This window comes from Vibrio sp. 10N.261.54.A5, from assembly GCF_041471145.1.
In the GTDB taxonomy this organism is placed as follows: domain Bacteria; phylum Pseudomonadota; class Gammaproteobacteria; order Enterobacterales; family Vibrionaceae; genus Vibrio; species Vibrio crassostreae_C.
Window position 1 is genome coordinate 20,484 of sequence record NZ_JBFRNU010000047.1, and the last position, 15,533, is coordinate 36,016.

17 protein-coding genes are annotated in these 15,533 nt (G+C 45.5%); 13 read left to right on the top strand and 4 right to left on the bottom strand.

Going from position 1 to position 15,533, the window contains the following annotated elements; all coding sequences use genetic code 11:
- The first annotated feature begins 87 nt into the window (after nt 1–87).
- The 7 genes from AB4329_RS14875 (at nt 88) to AB4329_RS14905 (ending at nt 5,456) form a co-directional block, all read left to right on the top strand.
- Entirely contained in the window at nt 88–924 is an 837-nt protein-coding gene (locus AB4329_RS14875; RefSeq protein ID WP_136981836.1) for a DUF4198 domain-containing protein, read from the top strand.
- A gap of 116 nt (nt 925–1,040) precedes the next feature.
- The gene (locus tag AB4329_RS14880) at nt 1,041–1,376 is read left to right on the top strand and encodes a hypothetical protein (protein ID WP_017062543.1); all 336 of its coding nucleotides are present in this window, start codon (nt 1,041–1,043) and stop codon (nt 1,374–1,376) included.
- Nucleotides 1,373–1,969: a DUF6162 family protein gene (locus AB4329_RS14885; protein WP_136981837.1), complete on the top strand. Its 597-nt coding sequence runs from the start codon at nt 1,373–1,375 to the stop codon at nt 1,967–1,969. The genes AB4329_RS14880 and AB4329_RS14885 overlap by 4 nt, the downstream gene beginning before the upstream one ends.
- 16 nt (nt 1,970–1,985) lie before the next feature.
- The gene (locus AB4329_RS14890) at nt 1,986–2,921 is read left to right on the top strand and encodes a metal ABC transporter solute-binding protein, Zn/Mn family (protein WP_017062541.1); all 936 of its coding nucleotides are present in this window, start codon (nt 1,986–1,988) and stop codon (nt 2,919–2,921) included.
- Nucleotides 2,921–3,655: a metal ABC transporter ATP-binding protein gene (locus AB4329_RS14895; RefSeq protein WP_136981838.1), complete on the top strand. Its 735-nt coding sequence runs from the start codon at nt 2,921–2,923 to the stop codon at nt 3,653–3,655. Before AB4329_RS14890 ends, AB4329_RS14895 begins: the two co-directional genes overlap by 1 nt.
- On the top strand, nt 3,655–4,530 hold the full coding sequence (locus AB4329_RS14900; protein ID WP_065206162.1) for a metal ABC transporter permease: 876 nt from the start codon (nt 3,655–3,657) through the stop codon (nt 4,528–4,530). Before AB4329_RS14895 ends, AB4329_RS14900 begins: the two co-directional genes overlap by 1 nt.
- A gap of 2 nt (nt 4,531–4,532) precedes the next feature.
- On the top strand, nt 4,533–5,456 hold the full coding sequence (locus AB4329_RS14905) for an ABC transporter substrate-binding protein (protein WP_372138645.1): 924 nt from the start codon (nt 4,533–4,535) through the stop codon (nt 5,454–5,456).
- 114 nt (nt 5,457–5,570) lie between these two features.
- Here AB4329_RS14905 and AB4329_RS14910 read toward each other — a convergent pair whose 3' ends face one another.
- On the bottom strand, nt 5,571–5,780 hold the full coding sequence (locus tag AB4329_RS14910; protein ID WP_017060973.1) for a DUF2986 domain-containing protein: 210 nt from the start codon (nt 5,778–5,780) through the stop codon (nt 5,571–5,573).
- 97 nt (nt 5,781–5,877) lie between these two features.
- Here AB4329_RS14910 and AB4329_RS14915 point away from each other — a divergent pair, with 97 nt between their 5' ends.
- Nucleotides 5,878–6,393 carry a GNAT family N-acetyltransferase gene (locus tag AB4329_RS14915; protein WP_372138646.1) on the top strand — a complete coding sequence of 172 codons (516 nt, stop codon included), beginning with the start codon at nt 5,878–5,880 and terminating at the stop codon, nt 6,391–6,393.
- A 2-nt stretch (nt 6,394–6,395) separates the two neighbouring features.
- Entirely contained in the window at nt 6,396–6,791 is a 396-nt protein-coding gene (locus tag AB4329_RS14920) for a nitrous oxide-stimulated promoter family protein (RefSeq protein WP_372138647.1), read from the top strand.
- A 103-nt stretch (nt 6,792–6,894) separates the two neighbouring features.
- Here AB4329_RS14920 and AB4329_RS14925 read toward each other — a convergent pair whose 3' ends face one another.
- The gene (locus tag AB4329_RS14925; protein ID WP_372138648.1) at nt 6,895–8,292 is read right to left on the bottom strand and encodes an MATE family efflux transporter; all 1,398 of its coding nucleotides are present in this window, start codon (nt 8,290–8,292) and stop codon (nt 6,895–6,897) included.
- Nucleotides 8,293–8,342: 50 nt separating this feature from the next.
- Between AB4329_RS14925 and AB4329_RS14930 the strand changes: the two genes are divergently transcribed.
- Complete coding sequence (locus tag AB4329_RS14930; RefSeq protein ID WP_017060977.1) at nt 8,343–9,236, top strand: AraC family transcriptional regulator; 894 nt, start codon at nt 8,343–8,345, stop codon at nt 9,234–9,236.
- A gap of 134 nt (nt 9,237–9,370) precedes the next feature.
- On the opposite strand, the gene AB4329_RS14935 is transcribed toward AB4329_RS14930, so the two are convergent.
- Nucleotides 9,371–10,522 carry an MFS transporter gene (locus AB4329_RS14935; protein WP_372138649.1) on the bottom strand — a complete coding sequence of 384 codons (1,152 nt, stop codon included), beginning with the start codon at nt 10,520–10,522 and terminating at the stop codon, nt 9,371–9,373.
- On the opposite strand from AB4329_RS14935, the gene AB4329_RS14940 reads away from it, so the two are divergent.
- Nucleotides 10,494–10,733, top strand: coding sequence for a hypothetical protein (locus AB4329_RS14940; RefSeq protein ID WP_017060129.1), 240 nt, complete (start codon nt 10,494–10,496; stop codon nt 10,731–10,733). The two genes, AB4329_RS14935 and AB4329_RS14940, sit on opposite strands and share 29 nt — an antisense overlap.
- Before the next feature lie 57 nt (nt 10,734–10,790).
- Here the strand turns inward: AB4329_RS14940 and AB4329_RS14945 are convergent, their stop codons facing one another.
- A complete protein-coding gene (locus AB4329_RS14945) occupies nt 10,791–11,816 on the bottom strand; it encodes an AraC family transcriptional regulator (RefSeq protein WP_372138650.1) in 1,026 nt (341 codons plus the stop codon).
- Nucleotides 11,817–12,185: 369 nt separating this feature from the next.
- On the opposite strand from AB4329_RS14945, the gene AB4329_RS14950 reads away from it, so the two are divergent.
- Complete coding sequence (locus AB4329_RS14950; protein WP_372138652.1) at nt 12,186–13,790, top strand: long-chain fatty acid--CoA ligase; 1,605 nt, start codon at nt 12,186–12,188, stop codon at nt 13,788–13,790.
- A complete protein-coding gene (locus AB4329_RS14955; RefSeq protein WP_102333614.1) occupies nt 13,783–15,462 on the top strand; it encodes a GMC family oxidoreductase in 1,680 nt (559 codons plus the stop codon). The genes AB4329_RS14950 and AB4329_RS14955 overlap by 8 nt, the downstream gene beginning before the upstream one ends.
- Nucleotides 15,463–15,533 lie beyond the last annotated feature (71 nt).

Here is a 15,533-nt window from a genome sequence, read left to right on the forward strand (position 1 = left end):
TAAAACCAAGCTGAACAGAATAGACAGTGGTCATCGTAGGCTCAGATAGAGCGACACGGCTAACAATTATAAATAATGGAATTGAACATGATGAAACAGACAAAAATCAAAGCACTTGCTCTAGCGGGTGTGATGGCATTCGGCCTAGCAGCAACGACAACGGCACAAGCTCACCCACGTTGGATTTTGCCATCTCACTTTACTGTATCTAAAGAAGGTGGTGATTGGCTAACGTTCGATGTTACTGCGTCTCACGGTACGTTTGTTTTTGATAAGCCTGCTGGCAGCGAAAATGCTCATGTCATCATGCCAGATGGCCGCAGCGAGCGTCCTAACTTCGTTATTCGTGGCAAGCGTCGTTCAATCTTCGACTTCTATTTTGAAGAAGAAGGTACACACAAAGTGGCGATCAACAACCAGCCGTCTTACTACACGCAATACAAAGCGGGTCGCCGTGACACGGTGAAGTGGATTAAAGCAAACAAAGCTGAGCGTGACTCAGTTCTGCCTGAAAAATCACGTGACGTGGTAACGCAGATCGGCTTCACTCGTGCAGAAAGCTACATCACGGTAGGTAAGCCAACGGATTCAGTGTTCAAAATTGAAGGCAAGCTTCTAGAAATGAAGCCTGTGACACACCCTTCAGATATCGTTGAAGGCGAACCTGTGACATTCCAGTTCTTCTACAACGGTGAAATCCAGAAAGACGTGAAAGCGGAGATTACTCGTGAAGGTACGCTTTACCGCAACCACCAAGAGCAGATTGATGTGGTGAGTGATGAGAACGGTGAAATCACGTTTACTCCAGACGTAGCAGGTCGTTACGTAATGAAAGCGAACTACAAAGGTGAGTTGATTGACAACCCACTGGCAGACAAAGCAAGCGCGAACGTTCACCTAACGTTCGAAGCGCTGCTTCAATAGTCTGTGATATCGGGGCTAGATCCCTGATTAAGAATCAAAAAAACTTAAGGGCTCATTTGAGCCCTTTATCGCTCAGTTTACTTCTGAGAATTTGCACTGTGGCTAGGGTACGAACCATGACAATAAAAACAAAACTTAACGCTTTAATGACTCCTTGCTTAGCATTGGGACTTGGTTTCGCTGCATTACCTGCGCAAGCACACTTTCCACTGATGAGCTGCTGGTTTGAAGGTAAGACTGTTGCTTGTGAAGCGGGTTATTCGGATGGCAGCAAAGCGATTGATTACGCAGTTGAGATGTACGATTACGAAGACAACTTGATTGCAAAAGAGATGACAGATAAACGTTCTATCGTTGAATTCCCACATCCTGACACTGAGTTCTACCTTGTGTTCGATTCAGGTCATGAGTTTCCAGTTGAAGTTGATGTTGTAGAGATCAGTGAAAAATGATGATTCAAAGCGTACGTGCTGATACGGGCGGCAGAGAGGGCAAATGGGTAGGGCTGATCATTGTGTTCATCCTTTGCTTTGCAACTGTCGCAATCCCATTTCATCAGGCAGAATCCCACGTTAAAGCAGTGCTTGATCATCAAATTCTAGTGACCGATGTTGAACAAGAAAACTTGGCGATGCTATCAGAGCTGCGTTTGGCTCATGAAGAAATTCGTGATCTGCGCATGGACTCAGTTGGCGAATGGCCAAGTGTTATGTCACTTAAAGATGAATGGGTTGCGCCATTTGTAGAAGACCAGAGTTGGAAGCGCAAAGGTTCTCATACTTGGGTACTGGACGAGCGTGGTTACTATTTCTCTGCTCCAAGTGAATCTGCGACACCAAGTGAACAAGCTACGCCTACCGATCATGGTTTTGCGGATTCCTTTATTTTAAATGCGAACAGCGTTTCTCCTGAAATCTGGATCTTCTTGGGCGGTGTAGCGAAACAGCCCGCTACTTTTGACCAACACACGCTAGAGTCTACGGGTTGGAAAATGGTCGTCAATGAATCAGAAATTGAAAAGCATCATGAAAGCGATGCTCACTAATAATAAGAGAATTACTATGCGAATTATGACTCTGTTCATGTCGTTATTAGCGGTGTTCATGGCACCCAATGCATTGGCAAAAGAATATAAGATCGACAGCAACAAGCTGACGATTGGTATCACGCTTCAACCTTACTACAGCTACGTAAAAGCAGTAGTAGGCGACAAAGTGAACATCCTTCCTTTGGTTGATGCCGGCTTTAATCCGCATAACTACTTGCCACAACCGAACGACTTGAAGAGATTGAGCCAGATGGACGCCATCGTGGTAAACGGTATTGGTCACGATGACTTCGCGCTTAAAGTGATTTCAGCCGCGCAACGTGATGACCTAGTCGTGATCGAAGCAAACAAAGAAGTGCCTCTACTTCCTGCTCTTGGTCAGTCTGTGGGTCAAGGTGCCGTTAACCCGCATACCTTTGTTGGGCTTTCAACAACGATTCAAAAGGTTTACACCATCGCTAGTGAAGTGTCTAAGCTCGACCCAGACAACGCTGCGTTTTATCGCAAGAATGCGCGTAAGTACGCTAAGCAATTCCGCTTTATGAAGCGTGACGCGATGCTGTCACTGGGCGAACTCGATACATCAGGTATGAAGGTCGCGACTACACATAATGCTTATGGCTACATCCTTCAAGAGTTTGGTGTGGATGTTGCGGCAGTAATCGAGCCTGCACACGGTGTTGAACCAAGTGCTAGTCAACTGCAAGAGACGATCGAGAAGATCCGCGCATCAGGCATTGATGTTCTGTTTTACGAGTTAAACATGCCAAACCGTTTTGTTGACACAATTGAAGCGGAAACAGGCGTTCAGCTTTATCGTTTTTCTCACATGACGCACGGTGAATATGAAGACGATAAAGTCGAAGTTGAGATGAAGAAGAACCTAGAGACGTTAATCGAAGCCATGAAATTTGCGGCGGCGAACCAAGCTAAAAGCGGGAACGCATAATGTTAGGTCCATCAATCTCAATTAATAAACTCGGTCTGCAATACGATAACAACGTAATTCTTGATGATATCTCGCTCGAACTTAAAGCGGGCGAGTGTCATGTGATCATGGGGCCAAACGGTGGCGGTAAAACTTCATTACTGCGCTCTGTGCTTGGCCTTACGCCTTTCTCTGGCCAAATCAATATCCACTGGCCAGAAAAGCAGAGTATTGGTTACGTACCTCAAAAAGCGACCTTCGAGTCTAGCTTGCCTTTGACTGTAATGGACTTCGTACTGCTTAACCAAACACGAATCCCATTGTTTTGGCGTCGTAAATCTAAGCAATTGGATCTTGCACTCGCACAATTAGATCGCGTTGGTATGGTTACTCGTAGCGACCGCCGCATGGGACAGTTATCGGGTGGTGAGCAGCAACGCGTGCTGTTTGCCCAAGCGCTATTAGATAACCCAAGTCTACTGGTGTTGGATGAACCAACCACGGGTATGGACGAGCAGGGCGTTCGTTATCTTGAATCGTTAATTCGTGAATGTGTTAGTGAAGGTCGTACGATCCTTGCGGTACATCACGATGTCACGGCAGTGCGTCGACTCGAAGCGAGCGTACATGTTGTGAATCGATTCTTGGTTGATAGTGGCCCACACGAACAAGTCTTACACCCAAGTAAAATCGAGAGCCTGTTCCAGCACTACAGCAGTGGCTCTGCGATGACCAAATCGAAGGAGGTTGCGTAATGGATTGGTTACGACAACTAGCCATTAGTGGCGTGGAAGCGGGCTGGTTATCAGACAGTTTCATGTATGCCTTCATGGTCAATGCTTTGGTTGCAGCGTTACTACTTGGTCCTCTGTTAGGTGGTCTGGGTACTTTGGTGATTGCCAAGCGTCTGGCTTTCTTCTCAGAAGCCGTCGGCCACGCAGCGTTAACCGGTATCGCTATTGGTGTTTTGCTTGGCGAGCCACCAGAAAACCCAATTATTGGTTTGTTTAGCTTCTGTATGATCTTCGCTCTGCTTCTTCACTTTGTAAGAAACAGGACCAACGTTCCATACGATACCTTAGTGGGTGTTTTCCTTGCGCTAGCGTTGGCTGTGGGTGCGGCGTTACTGATGTATGTTGCTCGTAAGATCAATATCCACATGCTTGAAAACGTACTGTTTGGCTCGATTCTTACGGTAACAGACCAAGACTTAGCGATTCTCGCAGGTAGTTGCGCGATCATCATCTTGCTCTTGATACCGACATTCAACCGCATTCTCCTGACTTGTATCAGCCCTGATATAGCTAAGGTTCGTGGTTACAACACCAGCTTTTACGATTACTTGTTTGTCATGATGATCACCTTAGTGACAATTGCGGCCGTGAAGATCGTAGGTGCAGTTCTAGTGGGTGCGTTATTGTTGATTCCAGGTGCGACCGCTCGATTGTTAACTAAACGTATGGGGAGCTTTGTTCTCTTGTCGGCATTACTCGCAACCATCGCATGTTTGGTTGGAACCGTGTTGCCTATGGAACTCAAACTGCCAGTGCCATCGGGCGCTTCAATCATCATCGTTTCTGCAACGTTTTTCCTAGCAGCAACGCTATACCGAATTGTAAGAAAGGCGTAATCATGACTTGTTTAATGAATCGTATCGCTAGCTCAGTAAAAGCAACGGCTCAAGTGAGTGTACTTGGTAGTGTATTAATGGCTGGTTCTTTGATGTCACTGAACGTGAATGCAGAAGACATCCTAACCAGTACACCTGTGACTTATGCATTGGCGACAGAGCTAACCAAAGGCACGGACATTACGACCGAATATCTACCACCTAAGCGCTACGGCATTGATCGTCTGCCAAACTGGTTTGGTACTAAAGGCGCAAGCAAAGTCCTTCAATCCGGCGAAAAGGCGACCGTAGCATTAACGCTGTCATCTATTTGGCAAGCTGATCCTACATTTGTATACGCAAGACAGGGCAATATCCGTTTGGTTGAAGTGGATGCGGCTCAAGCGATTACACCGCGCGCGCAAGGTGTAGCTGCGCTGACGTTATCAAATGGTGAAGTGTCTAAATACGCGTGGTTAAACCCAACCAATCTAACGCGTATGGCGGCGATTGTGGCTGACGACTTTAAGTTGTTGTGGCCTGCGCAAGCTGAAACGATTGATAGCAACCTACAACGCGTGATGCTTGATGTTCGTGAACTGATTAACAAGCAACAAGCGGTGTTATTGGATAACGACGTAGATTCAGTATTGTTGCTTTCAGAAAGTTTGGAAGATTTCGCTTCAGGTAGTCAACTGTTTGTTGAAGAGCGTATATTCAAAGCTGAACTGGAATGGACAGTTCAAGACAAAGCCAAACTCAAAGCGATGTTTTCGGAAGATGATGCTCTATGGTTAGTTACAGCGAAAAAGCCAAGCAACTTGATTAAATCATTGGTACCGAATGAGCGTATCTTGGTAGTGGATTCTGTTGATCGTTGGGGCAGAGCGGGAATCAACGCAAAAGCACCGTTTGCCCGTTGGGAAGTGCAGCCATTCAAAGGCTAACCAGCGCGATTAAAAATGGTAGGATCAAAAAAGCAGCCCAATTTGAGGCTGCTTTTTTGTTCTTGTCTGTTGGCTCTGAAAAGAGTGTCAGACAAGAGGACTGCGAGTATAAACTTACTCTGCAGCTTTTGTCTCTTCAGCTTCAACAGTTGCTTCTACTGAACCTTCAGCTTGCTCTTGAGCTGCTTTCGCTTGTTCTTCAGCTTCCATTTTTGCACGGTCAGCTTTAGAGATGTAGCGAGGCTTGTTGCTACTATGCAGTTTAGAATTCGCCTGTTTCTGCTTCTTTTTTAGAATTTGATTGATTTTTTTCTTACGGTTCATTGCTGCATAGCCTTGTATTTAGTTTAGGCGGTGGAGGATAATCATTTTAGCTCTAGAACTCAATATTTACATGGTATTCAGCAAGGAAAATATCACTATGCAGGCCGTCGAGACCGAACGTTTACGATTAAGAATGATCACGCCTCAAGATGCGGCGTTTATTCAGCGATTATACAGCTCAGAAGATTTCCTGCGTTACATTGGAGACAAGGAAATCAGCGACACAGATAAGGCCGTTGAATACATCAAAAACAACATTCTTAAGATGCATAAAGAGGAGGGTGTTTGCCTATTGATGGTCGAAATAAAGGACTCCTTAACTCCAATTGGTATTTGCGGGTTAATTAAAAGAGATACCTTAGACTCGCATGATATTGGCTATGGCTTTGTTCCAGAGGTGTATGGGCAAGGTTTTGCTCAAGAAGCGGCACAAGCAATAATTGAACAAGCTAAGCAGAATGCTGATATCGATCATTTAGTTGCCATCACCACCTCTGATAACATTCGAAGTATCGCATTACTGACTAAGTTGGGTTTTGTGTTTGAGCGAGTCGAAGACGTATTAAGTGAAAGCGTCAATCTCAACCTGTACGGTTTATCTCTGGGCAATTAATCATGTTTCAACATAACAACATTCTACAAGGCGAACTCGCAACGGAGTACAAAACCGTTATTGCGATGGTGCACATCTACTGTAAAGATCACCACGGTGCAGTGCGTCAGGATAACGCGTTATGTGAGGAGTGTGAGCAACTGTTGCGTTATACCGAAACACGATTGGATAGATGCCCTTATGGTGAAGCCAAACCGACCTGCAATAAGTGTCCGATCCATTGCTATAAGCCCGATCCGAAAGAGCAGATGCGTTTAGTCATGCGCTATGCCGGGCCAAGAATGCTACTTAAGCATCCGATATTAGCGATTCGACATCTGATTCATGAGAAACGGAAAGTGCCTGAAAAGCCGTTGCCGAATGTGTCGAACCGCCATATCCGAATGAATAAGAAGTAACTGGCGTTTAAAAGTGGTTGCTGAAGAAACGAAAAAGGTCTGATTGCGCAGACCTTTTTGATGTAGATACACTTCCATCTCAGCTTGAATCTAGCCAAGTAGCCTATGCCGCTTGAGGCTCGTCATAGGTCACTGTGAGGTTGTTGATCCAGCGTCGGCTTAGGTAACGATGAGAACAAATTGCCAGTTTCACCACTTCTTCCACCAACATCAAACCATAGATGTATTTGAAATCCCATCCAGCGACAAACGCGCCGTAAACACATACTGGAATGCCGACCATCCACATTGCGATGAAGTCCATACGAAGGCAGAACGCATTATCACCACCAGCGCGAATGATACCGTTGATGATCACCATGTTGAGCATACGAATCACCACAGCAAAACACATAATGGTCATTGCAGGTGAAGCAAGCGGGTATAAAGCGTCTTTGGTCAGGTTTAGCCATGACAGAACGTGCTCTTTACCCATAAACAATAGCAAGCCTACAACCGCACCAAAACCAACCACGGCTTTGATGAACGTCAGCCCCATGCTCATTGCGTCATCAAACTCATCACGGCCTAATGAATGACCAAGCAACACTGAACACGCTACCGAAATACCAAAGAAAATCGAATAACACAACGATTCAAACGGTGCGAGCATAGAGAACACGGCAAGTTCCGTTGTGCCCATGTGACCGAAGATCATTTGGTATGCCATAGTACCCATTGCCCATAACACGGCATTCATCGTTAGTGGCAAAGCAATACGACGGTAAGACAACCATAATGACGGACGATGTGGTGAGCTAGGCGTGGTTAACAACCAGTGTTTACGCATGCGCATATAGCCATACATCAAACCCACTTGAATCAAGCGCGCTAAAGTGGTTGCCAATGCCGCACCTGCAACGCCCATCGCTGGAATACCGAAGGCACCTTTAATGAGTACGAAGTTAAGTGCGATGTTGAGGGCAATCGTGACCGCACCAAGCAATAGTGGTGTTACGGTGTCACCTGATGAGCGCATGCTTGCTTCTACCACGACCACAATGTGAGTCAGAAGAAGGACAGGGAATCCATACCACAGGTAAGTCGCGCCAAGTTCAATCACGGTTTGATCGCTGGTCTGCAACATCATTAAAAACTGAGAACCAAGAGTGATGATTGCAGTAACAGGCAGCAGAACTTTTAAGCCAAACACCATTGCGATAGATGATACCGTTCGCGCGCTTTTTCGGTCGTTCTTTCCCCAGTATTGAGCGACTAATGTTCCGTTTGCTGAGGCCAACCCTGCCATAATCATAATAGCAACGAAGTGCCATTTTGATGCAATTCCCACAGCCGCAGCTGCTTCCATACCATAATCACTGACCATTAATACGTCAGCAAGGGCAAGAATAGCGACAAGCGCACTTTGTAAAGCAACAGGTAAACCCAGTTTAACGATACGAGGTAAGATGCTCTCTGGCTTGTTATTCATAGATGAGTTAGGGTTGATGTTAGTTGTCATAAGCTCTCCGATTTATGGCAGAACTATAGTGATTTGAGCGAAGTAACAACATGTTTAAAAAACAACAAAACCTGTGCGAATCCGTCATTGATTCAATGAGACCAAAATCAACTTGGCATGATGATGTTTTTCTCGCTGAACAGTGCAAAGAACGTTTTTTGACCGTTGAAGATATTCCAGAGATGAAAAGCTTTGGTGTCTATATGGGCGGCATGGCGAAGCTATATGATGGCTACTGGGTTGAGCGCGAATCCGTTAATGTTCATACGTTGATTTTCACTATGGAAGGTGGCGGCATTCTAACAACCGCAACATCGGTCCAAGCGATTACACCTTATACACTCGTGGTGCTTCCTGCTGAAACCCCATTTCGTTTTGAACTCGATCCTCAATATAATTATTGGAAAATGGCGTGGATGCTGACGCCTGACACCAAGCAATGGCAGCACATAGCAAGTTTAGGACAGGGGATTGTGCCTTTTGGAGAGTGTGAGCAGATCTGGTCATTAATGAACTTGGTTTACTTTGAGATAGGCGGTAGAGCCAGTTACCGTAAGTTACTCTTGAGTGAAATTATCCGAACATTGACGGGGTTTGAGCCTAAGTCGACCAGCACCACTGCACGTGTTCAAGCGCTCTATAACGAAATTGAAAGTAGTCTGCATCAGCCATGGACAGTGGCAGGGATGGCTGAAAGAGTGTTCATCAGTGAAGAGCAACTCAATAGAGTCACCAAGACGCTATTCAACCTCTCACCACGCAGTAAATTGATTCAATTACGCATGGACAAAGCCACCAGTCTACTGAAATATCAAGATTGGTCAGTTTCTATGATTGCTAATCGCTTAGGCTACAAAGATCCTTATAACTTTTCGCATCGTTTCAAAAAGCATTTCGGTTTGTCACCCAGTCAATATCGAAAGAGCCATCGACTTCTTGGTTAGCCTTGCACGATGAAATGAGAAGTGTGGGAGAAGAAGGTTACATATAGGCATGAGTTGAAAAGAGCCCTTCGCTTAGACATAAAGCCTGAACTCGGAGCCCTAATGACACGCATCTAGTGTCTGTCTATTTAAGCTTACTCGCCTGCAATCTGTAGGTGAGAGCGCTTTAGGCTAGCAATCAACATGTAGATCGTTGTAGCAAGTAGAGACGCGAACAGGTAAGTGAACAATCCTGCTTGTGAATCCATAAAGCTGTCTGCAACGATTGGTCCCGCAACAGAACCGATGCTGTAGCAAAGTAGCATGATTTGAGTCACTGACACCAAGTAGCTTGGGTCAAGGTTACGGCAACCTAAGTTAATCGCGATTGGGTATAGCGCAAATGTGGCCATGCCTAATACGAACAAGCTCATGCCTAGTACGTAGAAATCGTGATTGATAGTCAGCACACCAATGCTTGCAACCCCTAGCAGGCAGAACAAAGCCATTAATAACACTTGTCCTACGTGGTGAGATAACCAAGTCACCATCGGCTGTACAGCCATACCACCCATGATAACCAAAGCCATCAAACCACCAATGTCTTCGTGTGCAATGTTACGTTGAGCAAGTTCAACTGGCATCAAGCCGTAAATCGCACCTAGCGTTAATCCGGAAACAATGCAGCCAATTAGCGCGCTGTGGCTTAATTTACTGATCTGCTTTAAAGACAAAGATTGCGCATCGTGGATCTGTGGTGGAGTTGCTTGTCCGTACATCAGCACAATGATCGCACCAAACAGAAGGGTGAACATTGCGATGAAAGGTACGCCACCAGTAATACCTAAGTAACCGATACCAAGCTGACCAACTGCAGAACCGCCGTACAGTGCACACATGTAGATAGCGAGACGTTTTGCGCGTTGTGACTCGTCACCGCTCATTAGCCAAGACTCTACAATCACGAAGATACCTGCAACCGCCACACCAGCCACAAAGCGAGCTAGTAGCCATACTGCTTGGTGTGGGATCAATGGCAATACAAGGATCGTTGCGATGAACACACTCAATGCGATGACGAACGCATCTTTGTGGCCAACACGCGCAATGGCACGTTCAATCAATAATGTACCAGCCAGTAGACCTGCATAGAATGCACTCGCCAACCAACTCGATAGATCTTTGTCTAAGCCATACTCAGACAGCATTAATGGTAATGAACTCATTAAGTAGCCTGAAGCGATCGCGTAAAAAGACAATGCAATAACAGGAACAGTTATGCGAGTTGTTGGTTGGATGTTGTCCAATGCAGGAGCCTCTGATAGTAAAAGAAACGATGAATTTTCCGCGACTATGGGGGAGAAACTGAATTGGGTAAAACAAATAAAAATGGTCGTTAAGATAAAAGAAATTTATCGACCAACTAAACTAAAATACGGTTGCGATATTTGGTGGTTTGGCGAGATTTTATGCGGGCAAAAAGTCGTTAAGCCGTTGTTCATTGGTGGTTTAATTTAGAAAAAGATTGCAGCGTGATTGTCTTTTTATGATTTGGATTGAGTGGGATTTTAAGTGTTAGACCGTTTCTTTACGGTATTGACGTGGCGAGCTTCCACTCCACTTACGAAAGGCATGTCGAAAGTTAGCGCTGTCTGAAAACCCAACGCGCTCAGATATCTCTTCAATGCTCATTTGAGTTGAAGAAAGGTAGTGTCGAGAAAGGTGAAAACGAACGTGGTCCAGTATCTTCTGGTAGCTGGTATCGGCTGCTTTCAGGTGACGACGCAGAGTTCGAGAAGACATGCCCAGTTCTGAAGAAATGGATTCTATAGAAGGGTAACATCCTGGCCTTTCAATCAGCATCTGAGAGACTTTCTCTTTGAGGCTACTGGGTGCACTGACTTTTGCCAACATGTCATCACACGATTTTAAGCACATCTGTAAAGTGATGGGGTTGGCGGTAGGAGGAAATGAATACAAGGTGGTTGCGTCGAACTCCCATTCAAGCCGGTCACTATTGAATTCAACCGGGCAGCGGAAAATCTCTGTGTATAGATCGCCGTATTCAGGTTTTGGATAGGGGAAGCGGATCACTTGAGAAGGAAAGGGCTGCTGTAAGACCTCTTCGCACAAACTGTATATCGCCGAGAACCAGTATTCACAACAAAAGGGCAGTAAAGAATCGAGTTCGATAAGTTGCTCTGCGCGAAAGTAACCAATGTTGTCTTCTACAGACATGGTTTTCCTGAGGACAGGGCCAGCAAGTTGCAGATACTTAAACCCGATTAAAAAGGCATCGAGTAGTGTTTCGCTGCTAAACACCGCATAACCGAGCACGCCGAAATCGCTGAACCTCGCTTGTTGGCCAACTTTAAGCCCCAATCCGTCTTCGTTGGAATTCGCTAACGCATTACTGAACACAGCAAGCTTTTGCGCCAAAGTGATGTGTGTATCGGGTGTGTTGAGTTGGAGAGCATCGATGTTACTTCCTTCGAGCAACTCTTCGATACTGAGAACAGGCGACAGGTAACGATGCAGCAACTGAAGATCCAGAATGCCGAATGCTTGCATGTCGGGTTCGTAAACTGCGGTGTATTCCATAAGCTGCCTCTTGTTGAATATCGATATCTTAACCGAACTTTTAACATTTACGCCTGTTGCTTGTTCTCACTTTCGCAAGCTTGTTCCAAATTTTGGTTTATGTGTGCAAGGTTTTATTGTGCTAGCGCAGGCTGTGTCCGAATATCACCGGTTTTTGTCTTTTTGAAACCTGTTCGAAATGTTATCGAAATGTTGTAATTTGTTGGGCTGCACATTGGAGCGTCTCAAACATTTTGCTCAATAACGACTCTTATCTACATGACACACCAATGTGCAGGCTCGTGATGACAAGAAAGAGACTTATTACAACGATTAGAACGTCTACGGTGACCGTCACAAACAGGTCTAAGCCGCACAAGGAGATCATGGATGCACAATCTTGCTGTTAATTTGGAGCGTAGCGCTTCGCTTTTTCCAACTAAAGCCGCTCTGCGTATGGGATCGGATGAAATCAGTTTTTCTCAGTTAGAACAACTTTCTGGAAACGTGGCTGCTAACTTGAAAAGACTTGGGTTGCAGAACGGAGATAAGGTAGCGTTGTCATGCCCGAACGTGACTTACTTTCCGATAGCCTATTACGGGATTCTAAAAGCGGGTTGTGTAGTCGTGCCTTTGAACGTGCTATTCAAGGCCAGAGAGATCGCTTATCACCTTAATGACTCTAACGCGAAGGCCTATTTATGTTTTGACGGCAGTGAAGAGCTTCCCATTGGTCGCTATGGTTTACAAGGTTTTGAGCAGGCAAACCACTGTGAACACTTTGTCGAGATGCCTATCCCAACAAACACAGACACTACTTTAGAAAGTAATGAGGAGCATGAATCAATCGCTGATTGGTTGGCACAACCTTTTACTCCTTTTGAGTCTGTGGCTTGTCATGGCGATGATACCGCTGTGATCCTTTATACCTCTGGCACGACGGGTCAACCAAAAGGGGCTGAGCTTTCCCACACCAACATGCAAACCAATGCGATGTCGTCACAGTATCTAATGAGATTGGAGTACAGCGACACCACAATGGCTACACTGCCTTTATTCCATAGCTTCGGTCAGACGGTGATGATGAACGCGAGTGTGCTAACAGGGTCCACCATGGTGTTGATTCCTCGTTTTGAACCGTCATTGGTTATTGAACAGATCATTAGCCATAAAGTCAGCGTGTTTGCGGGTGTTCCTACTATGTATATCGCGCTATTAAAGGCGGGAGAAGAGTCTTCTGATAGTTTAGAAAACACAAGCAAACGCTCTGAACAGGTTAAACACAGCTTGAGGTTAGGTGTTTCTGGCGGTGCTTCTATGCCGCTTGAGGTTATACGACAGTTTGAATCTCGTTTTGAATTACCAGTCTTAGAAGGTTATGGGCTCTCGGAAACGGCGCCGGTTGCGACCTTTAATCATATTGATGGCGATCGTTTATCGGGTAGTGTCGGTCAGCCTTTATGTGGCCACCTCATCAAGATTACTGATATACAAGGCAACTCTGTCGCTATGGGTGAACTCGGCGAAGTCTGCATTAAAAGCCCAAGTGTGATGAAAGGCTATTATCAAAGGCCAGAGGCGACAGCTGAATCTATTCGTGATGGTTGGTTCTTAACGGGAGATATCGGTCGCGTCGATGAGCATGGCAATTTGTTCATTGTTGACCGTGTTAAAGACATGATTATTCGTGGTGGGTACAACGTTTATCCACGTGAAGTCGAAGAAGTGTTGATGTGTCACCCCGATGTCGAAATGGTCGCGGTGGTAGGCGAGCATCATGAACATTTAGGCGAGGAGATCCACGCGCATGTGGTTCTTCACGAACATACGCAATGTGATAGTGCCGCCTTGATAGCATGGTGTCATGAGCAACTCGCCGACTACAAATACCCGCGTAAGGTATTCATTCGTAAAGCCTTACCCATGACAGCAACCGGAAAAATCTTGAAGCGTGAGTTACACCCACTAGAAATAGCGGAGATGGCAAATGGATAGTTATGATTTTATTATTGTTGGCGGTGGTTCAGCTGGGTGTGTGATGGCTTCTCGGCTGTCGGAAGATCCTGATGTGACGGTTTGCTTGTTAGAAGCGGGTGGTAAAGACACCAGCCCATTCATTCACACACCCGTTGGCGTGGTGGCGATGATGCCAACCAAACTCAATAATTGGGCATTCGAAACGGTTGAACAGCCGGGTTTGAACGGTCGTAAAGGCTATCAGCCTAGAGGTAAGACACTTGGCGGTTCTAGCTCTATCAATGCCATGATGTACGCTCGTGGACATCGCTATGACTACGATAGATGGGAAAGCTTGGGCAATGCTGGCTGGAACTATGAATCCTGTTTGCCTTACTTTAAGAAAGCAGAAAACAACGAAGTCCACCAAGATGAGTTCCATGGCCAAGGTGGTCCTCTTAATGTGGCCAATCTTAGATCGCCAAGCCCTATGTTGGAACGTTATTTAACGGCGTGTGAATCGATAGGTGTCCCTCGCAATGAGGATATTAACGGCGCTGCTCAGTTTGGGGCGATGCCGACGCAGGTAACACAGCTGAATGGTGAACGATGCAGTGCTGCCAAGGCTTACTTAACGCCAAACCTTTCACGATCGAATCTCACGGTCGTGACTAAAGCCACCACACATAAGGTTTTGTTTGAATGCAAGAAGGCGATTGGTGTTGAATATGGTTCTAGCGGAAAGCGTTATCAGATACGATGCAACAAAGAAGTGATTCTTTCCGCTGGCGCGTTTGGTTCTCCCCAATTGCTGTTACTGTCTGGTGTCGGTGCTCAAACTGAACTAGAGACACATGGAATCGAACAGGTTCATGAATTACCTGGAGTGGGCAAGAACCTTCAAGATCATATCGACTTAGTACATTCGTATAAATGCAGTGAAAAGCGTGAAACTTTTGGTATCTCGCTGCAAATGGCCTCTGAAATGACCAAAGCCTTACCACTATGGCACAAAGAACGCCGCGGTAAAATGAGCAGTAATTTTGCAGAGGGAATAGGCTTTCTCTGTTCCGAAGATCATATCGCTGTACCGGATTTAGAGTTTGTATTTGTGGTCGCTGTTGTAGATGACCATGCTAGAAAAATTCATACCAGTCATGGCTTTACCTCTCATGTCACCTTATTGCGACCGAAGAGCTACGGCACCGTAACGCTCAATAGTAATGATCCCTATGATCCGCCTAAGATCGATCCTGCGTTTTTCAGTCATCCTGAAGACATGGAGATCATGATTAAGGGCTGGAAGAAGCAGTATCAAATGTTAGAGAGTTCCGCGTTTGATGATATCCGAGGCAATGCTTTCTACCCTGTGGACGCCAGTGATGACAAGGCTATCGAGCAAGATATTCGCAATCGTGCAGACACTCAGTATCACCCGATCGGGACCTGTAAAATGGGACCTAGTAGCGATTCTTTAGCTGTGGTAGATAAAGATCTCAAAGTTTATGGATTGGATAATTTGAGAGTCATTGATGCTTCTGTGATGCCGACACTGATTGGGGCAAACACCAATGCACCAACCATTATGATTGCTGAGAAAGTCGCAGATCAAATCAAACAGCAATACGGGTTTGGCAAGCAAGAATCTAATATTCAAGCGAAAGGCGAAGCTGTAGTTTTATTCAAGAAGTTAAGTGATAACCATAAATAAAACAGTAGGTTAGATAGTCTTGATTTGGTAAGACTCTCTAACCTATTTTTGTGTGCTTACTTAGAATTAAG

What these genes read in the sequence shown, in the direction of transcription:
- AB4329_RS14895 (WP_136981838.1), top strand. Translation starts at nt 2,921, where the DNA reads ATGTTAGGTCCATCAATCTCAATTAATAAACTCGGTCTGCAATACGAT.
- AB4329_RS14925 (WP_372138648.1), bottom strand. Translation starts at nt 8,292, where the DNA reads ATGACAACTAACATCAACCCTAACTCATCTATGAATAACAAGCCAGAG.
- AB4329_RS14930 (WP_017060977.1), top strand. Translation starts at nt 8,343, where the DNA reads ATGTTTAAAAAACAACAAAACCTGTGCGAATCCGTCATTGATTCAATG.
- AB4329_RS14940 (WP_017060129.1), top strand. Translation starts at nt 10,494, where the DNA reads ATGCGAGTTGTTGGTTGGATGTTGTCCAATGCAGGAGCCTCTGATAGT.
- AB4329_RS14885 (WP_136981837.1), top strand. Translation starts at nt 1,373, where the DNA reads ATGATGATTCAAAGCGTACGTGCTGATACGGGCGGCAGAGAGGGCAAA.
- AB4329_RS14890 (WP_017062541.1), top strand. Translation starts at nt 1,986, where the DNA reads ATGCGAATTATGACTCTGTTCATGTCGTTATTAGCGGTGTTCATGGCA.
- AB4329_RS14955 (WP_102333614.1), top strand. Translation starts at nt 13,783, where the DNA reads ATGGATAGTTATGATTTTATTATTGTTGGCGGTGGTTCAGCTGGGTGT.
- AB4329_RS14875 (WP_136981836.1), top strand. Translation starts at nt 88, where the DNA reads ATGATGAAACAGACAAAAATCAAAGCACTTGCTCTAGCGGGTGTGATG.
- AB4329_RS14915 (WP_372138646.1), top strand. Translation starts at nt 5,878, where the DNA reads ATGCAGGCCGTCGAGACCGAACGTTTACGATTAAGAATGATCACGCCT.
- AB4329_RS14880 (WP_017062543.1), top strand. Translation starts at nt 1,041, where the DNA reads ATGACAATAAAAACAAAACTTAACGCTTTAATGACTCCTTGCTTAGCA.
- AB4329_RS14905 (WP_372138645.1), top strand. Translation starts at nt 4,533, where the DNA reads ATGACTTGTTTAATGAATCGTATCGCTAGCTCAGTAAAAGCAACGGCT.
- AB4329_RS14950 (WP_372138652.1), top strand. Translation starts at nt 12,186, where the DNA reads ATGCACAATCTTGCTGTTAATTTGGAGCGTAGCGCTTCGCTTTTTCCA.
- AB4329_RS14920 (WP_372138647.1), top strand. Translation starts at nt 6,396, where the DNA reads ATGTTTCAACATAACAACATTCTACAAGGCGAACTCGCAACGGAGTAC.
- AB4329_RS14945 (WP_372138650.1), bottom strand. Translation starts at nt 11,816, where the DNA reads ATGGAATACACCGCAGTTTACGAACCCGACATGCAAGCATTCGGCATT.
- AB4329_RS14910 (WP_017060973.1), bottom strand. Translation starts at nt 5,780, where the DNA reads ATGAACCGTAAGAAAAAAATCAATCAAATTCTAAAAAAGAAGCAGAAA.
- AB4329_RS14900 (WP_065206162.1), top strand. Translation starts at nt 3,655, where the DNA reads ATGGATTGGTTACGACAACTAGCCATTAGTGGCGTGGAAGCGGGCTGG.